Origin of the sequence: Streptomyces soli (assembly GCF_003999195.1) — a bacterium.
Classification (GTDB): domain Bacteria; phylum Actinomycetota; class Actinomycetes; order Streptomycetales; family Streptomycetaceae; genus Actinacidiphila; species Actinacidiphila soli.
The window spans coordinates 1-3,675 of sequence record NZ_RJVR01000184.1; the positions used below are offsets into that span (position 1 = coordinate 1).

Annotated in this window: 6 protein-coding genes and 1 pseudogene; 4 read left to right on the forward strand and 3 right to left on the reverse strand. The window is 69.1% G+C overall.

All coding sequences use genetic code 11. The features are described from left to right. Positions 1-423, reverse strand: a 423-nt coding sequence (locus EFK10_RS16970) for a cation transporter (RefSeq protein WP_164836024.1), incomplete at its 3' end; no start/stop codon positions are given. A gap of 77 nt (positions 424-500) precedes the next feature. Beyond that, positions 501-794, reverse strand: coding sequence for a heavy-metal-associated domain-containing protein (locus EFK10_RS16975; protein ID WP_127356528.1), 294 nt, complete (start codon positions 792-794; stop codon positions 501-503). 139 nt (positions 795-933) lie between these two features. On the opposite strand from EFK10_RS16975, the gene EFK10_RS16980 reads away from it, so the two are divergent. Then, entirely contained in the window at positions 934-1,341 is a 408-nt protein-coding gene (locus tag EFK10_RS16980) for a DUF6153 family protein (RefSeq protein WP_240677266.1), read from the forward strand. An 84-nt stretch (positions 1,342-1,425) separates the two neighbouring features. Further along, positions 1,426-2,055, forward strand: a complete 630-nt coding sequence (locus EFK10_RS16985; protein WP_127356529.1) for a DUF305 domain-containing protein — start codon at positions 1,426-1,428, stop codon at positions 2,053-2,055. Between the two features lie 54 nt (positions 2,056-2,109). On the opposite strand, the gene EFK10_RS16990 is transcribed toward EFK10_RS16985, so the two are convergent. Next, positions 2,110-2,541, reverse strand: coding sequence for a MerR family transcriptional regulator (locus EFK10_RS16990; RefSeq protein ID WP_127356530.1), 432 nt, complete (start codon positions 2,539-2,541; stop codon positions 2,110-2,112). 28 nt (positions 2,542-2,569) lie between these two features. Here EFK10_RS16990 and EFK10_RS16995 point away from each other — a divergent pair, with 28 nt between their 5' ends. Both EFK10_RS16995 and EFK10_RS17000 read left to right on the forward strand, forming a co-directional pair. Further along, a complete protein-coding gene (locus EFK10_RS16995) occupies positions 2,570-3,319 on the forward strand; it encodes a methyltransferase domain-containing protein (protein ID WP_127356531.1) in 750 nt (249 codons plus the stop codon). A 152-nt stretch (positions 3,320-3,471) separates the two neighbouring features. Continuing rightward, positions 3,472-3,675, forward strand: a pseudogene (locus EFK10_RS17000) (hypothetical protein); the annotation flags it as partial.

Here is a 3,675-nt window from a genome sequence, read left to right on the forward strand (position 1 = left end):
CGCGTACACCACGACCGGACTTGCCAGGGTCAGCGACAACCACTGCCAGTTGGTGAACTGCAGCGCCGGGACCATGGCCATGGCGATGACCGGGACGGCCAGGACGACCGCCGTGATCAGCCGCTGCCGCAGCGGCGCGAGCCCGTCCGGCTCCGCAGCCGGTTCGCCGTCGCCCACCTCGACGACAGGCACGGCGGCGGAGTAGCCGGTCTGCTCGACGGTGCCGATCAGGTCGGCCACCTCGACGTCACCATGGAAGGTGACCTTGGCCTTCTCGGTCGCGTAGTTGACCGTGGCCTCGACGCCGTCCATGCGGTTGAGCTTCTTCTCGATGCGAGCAGCGCACGACGCGCAGGTCATGCCCCCGATCACCAATTCGACTTCGGTCGCGCTCGCGCTCGCGCCAGGTATCGCGGTGCTCATCACAGCTCCTCGAGATTGCGTGGTGCTCTATGGGAAAGCGTGCCCGGATCGCTCAGGAGCGGCCCTGGCAGGGCATGTCAGTGGGCGGCCGAGGCCGCGGAGCGCCTGGCCAGCTCGTAACCGGCGTCATCCACCGCGTCGCGGATCAGGGCGTCATCCGGTTCGCCGTCGGAGGTGACGGTGACCAGGCCGGTGGCGACGTCGACCTTCACGTCGGTCACGCCGTCGAGGGTGGAGAGGGCCGAGCCGACGGCCTTCTCGCAGTGGCCGCAGGTCATGCCGGTGACCGAGTACACGGTCGTGATGCCGGCGGCCTGCGTCCCCTCGGTCTCGCTGGTGGAGCAGTGGCCCTCAGGGCTGCAGCACGACATGGGGTCCTCCTGATGGAGTAGGTCGCTTCTTCATACCCCTAGGGGGTATATCTCACCATCCTGTATACCCCTAGGTGGTATTTGATGCAAGGGCGGGCATGCGGAATAGAAGCGACTGCTGTTCCCCTACGATGGGCGGGTGACCGGCCTGTATCAGCTCGTGCGGTATCCGCAGCCCAGGCTGCGGCTGTCTGCGCTGCTCGTCTTCGGGCTGCTGGTCGGGCTGGTCGGCATGCACGGCCTGGCACCCGCCGGAATGCCGATGCCCGAGCACCGGATGTCGGCCGGTGCCGATCACGGTGTCGTCGTCGCGTCTGTGCACGACGGCTGCAGCTCGGGTGGGCATGGCGGTGACGGTCAGCCCCACCACGCCGACCCGACGTGCGCCTCTGCCTCGGTGGCCGCTGCGCCCGCACTACCCGCCTTGATCCCCTCTCCGGTGTGTGCCGCCGACGAGGCTCAGGTGCGTCTCGCGTCCGTACCGGACGTCCCCGAGGGTGGACGCGCACCGCCATCGCTGGCCGAACTCCAACTCCTGCGGATATAGGCAACGCCTTCCGCGCCGCGTGCCCCGAGAGGGCCGGCGCGGAGCAAGCGCACGCCTCCCACCCCACTCCCAGGAGTTCAGACCATGACTTCACGCCGTTCCCTGATCCGTCGCAGTGCCCTTGTCGCGGCTGCCGGCGCGACCGCCCTCGTGCTGGCTGCCTGTAGCAGTAGCAGCGGGCACGACATGTCTTCCATGCCTTCCATGCAGTCGAGCTCGACCCCGTCAGCGAGTGCCTCGGCCTCGGCCGGCGCGCACAACGCCCAGGACCTGGCGTTCGCCCAGCAGATGATCACGCACCACCGTCAGGCCACCGCGATGGCCGACCTGGCCGCCACGGGCGCTTCCTCCAGCCAGGTCAAGTCCCTCGCCACGACGATCAAGGGCGAGCAGGACCCCGAGATCACGACCATGTCGGGCTGGCTCACCTCCTGGGGGACAGCCGTCCCGCAGGACATGAAGGGCATGGACATGTCCTCCGGCATGCCTGGGATGATGAGCACAGCCGACATGACCAAGCTCGACAAGGCCTCCGGCACCATGTTCGACACCATGTTTCTGCAGATGATGGTCCAACATCACCAGGGTGCGGTCACCATGGCCAAGACCGAGCAGAGCAAGGGCGAGTACGGCCCCGCCAAGACACTCGCCGCCTCGATCATCACGGCCCAGACCGCCGAGATCAACCAGATGAACGCCCTGCTCAAGAAGTAGTACGCACCCGCGTCTGCTCGGGATCGGGGAAGCCGGCTGCGCCGGCTTCCCCGATCAGCAAGACAGCACGGGACGGTACCGGGGCACGTCGACGCCGATGCGGTCGGCGACCGTCTGCCGGAAGTGCGGGCAGGTGGTGAAGTCGTCGTGGTCGCAGGTGAGGGCACTGCTGATGAGGTCCAGGGATGCCTGGGCGGCGGCGATGCGGCGCTCAAGCGTGACCCTGTGGTCCTCCAGCGTCTGCCGCCGGGAGGCCGGGCTGTCGGCGGCGATCACGGCGTGGATGTCGTCGAGGCTGAGGCCGGCTTCCTTGGCGCGCAGGATGACCGCGACCCGGACGAGGTCATCTGGGCCGTAGCGGCGGCGGCCGTTGATGTCGCGGGCGGGGGTGAGCAGGTGCAGGGACTCCCAGTGGCGCAGGACGTGCGTGGCCAGCCCGAAGCGGTCGGCGAGCTCTCCGATGCTCATGGCGTCGCTTGACTTCATGCCGACATTAAGTCGCAGCCTTGCAGGCATGTTCAAGGACGAGACAACACACCTGATCGCGCTTCTGGATGCCGCCGACCGGCTACCAGGTGCGTCGGAAATGCGGCTCCGTTCATACGAGTTGCTCGGCGCCGCACCCGGACGCTCCGTAGTCGATGTCGGCTGCGGAGCCGGACGCGCGGTGGCGGAGATGGCAGGCCAGGGCGCCCGGGCCGTCGGGGTCGATTTCCAGGACCAGATGATCGCCGCGGCGCGGGAGCGATGGCCGCAGGCGGAGTTCGAGGTTGCGGGCGCGTACGAGCTGCCGCTCGCGGACGGGACGCTGGACGGCTACCGGGCAGACAAGGTCTTCCACGAGCTGGACGAACCGGCCCGGGCGCTGGCCGAGGCGCAGCGCGTGCTCACCCCCGGCGGCCGCATCGTGCTCACCGGGCAGGACTGGGACGCCTTCGTCATCGACGCCGACGACGCGGCGCTCACCCGCACCATCGTCCACGCCCGTGCCGATCTTCTCCCCTCCCCGCGTGCCGCCCGCCATTACCGCAACCTCTTGCTTGACGGCGGATTCGAAGACGTGGGCGTAGAAGCGGCGATGGCGGTACTCACCGACCCAGCAGTGCTGCCGATGCTGGTCGGCTTGGCCGAAGGGGCCCGCTCCGCCGGCGCGGTGAGTGGCCCGGACGCCGAGGCGTGGGTCGCGGAGCAGCGAGAGCGCGCCCGGGCGGGGCGGACGTTCCTCGCTATACCGCTGTTCACCGCCTCCGCGACCAGGGGATGAGGCTGAGCCCTGAGGACCTCCCGGTCGGGGCTGATCGCGGCTAGCAGGATGTCGCTCGCCGCCACGGTATCCGGTGCGTCCTCAGATGGGCCTGCGGTGACCGCCGCGTCGTGCGCGGAGAAGGACGCGTTCCTGGCGGCGGTCCCACGTGGGTGATCCACCAGTACGGCATCGAGAAGCACACCGACGTGAACGTGTGCAACTTCGCCACGGTGCAGGCGTGGAAGGACTGGGCGGGCGCGCTCGCGCCGAAGCCCGCGCCGAAGCCGTACGCGCCGCCGAAGTTCCCGGCGGGCCTGGCGCCGGGCAAGTCCCGGCCGTCGGCGAAGTCGCTGCAGAAGGCGCTGCGCCAGGCC

Bases quoted from the DNA above. Each gene is read 5' to 3' on its own strand.
- EFK10_RS16990 (WP_127356530.1), bottom strand. From the start codon at position 2,541: ATGAAGTCAAGCGACGCCATGAGCATCGGAGAGCTCGCCGACCGCTTC.
- EFK10_RS16985 (WP_127356529.1), top strand. From the start codon at position 1,426: ATGACTTCACGCCGTTCCCTGATCCGTCGCAGTGCCCTTGTCGCGGCT.
- EFK10_RS16995 (WP_127356531.1), top strand. From the start codon at position 2,570: ATGTTCAAGGACGAGACAACACACCTGATCGCGCTTCTGGATGCCGCC.
- EFK10_RS16975 (WP_127356528.1), bottom strand. From the start codon at position 794: ATGTCGTGCTGCAGCCCTGAGGGCCACTGCTCCACCAGCGAGACCGAG.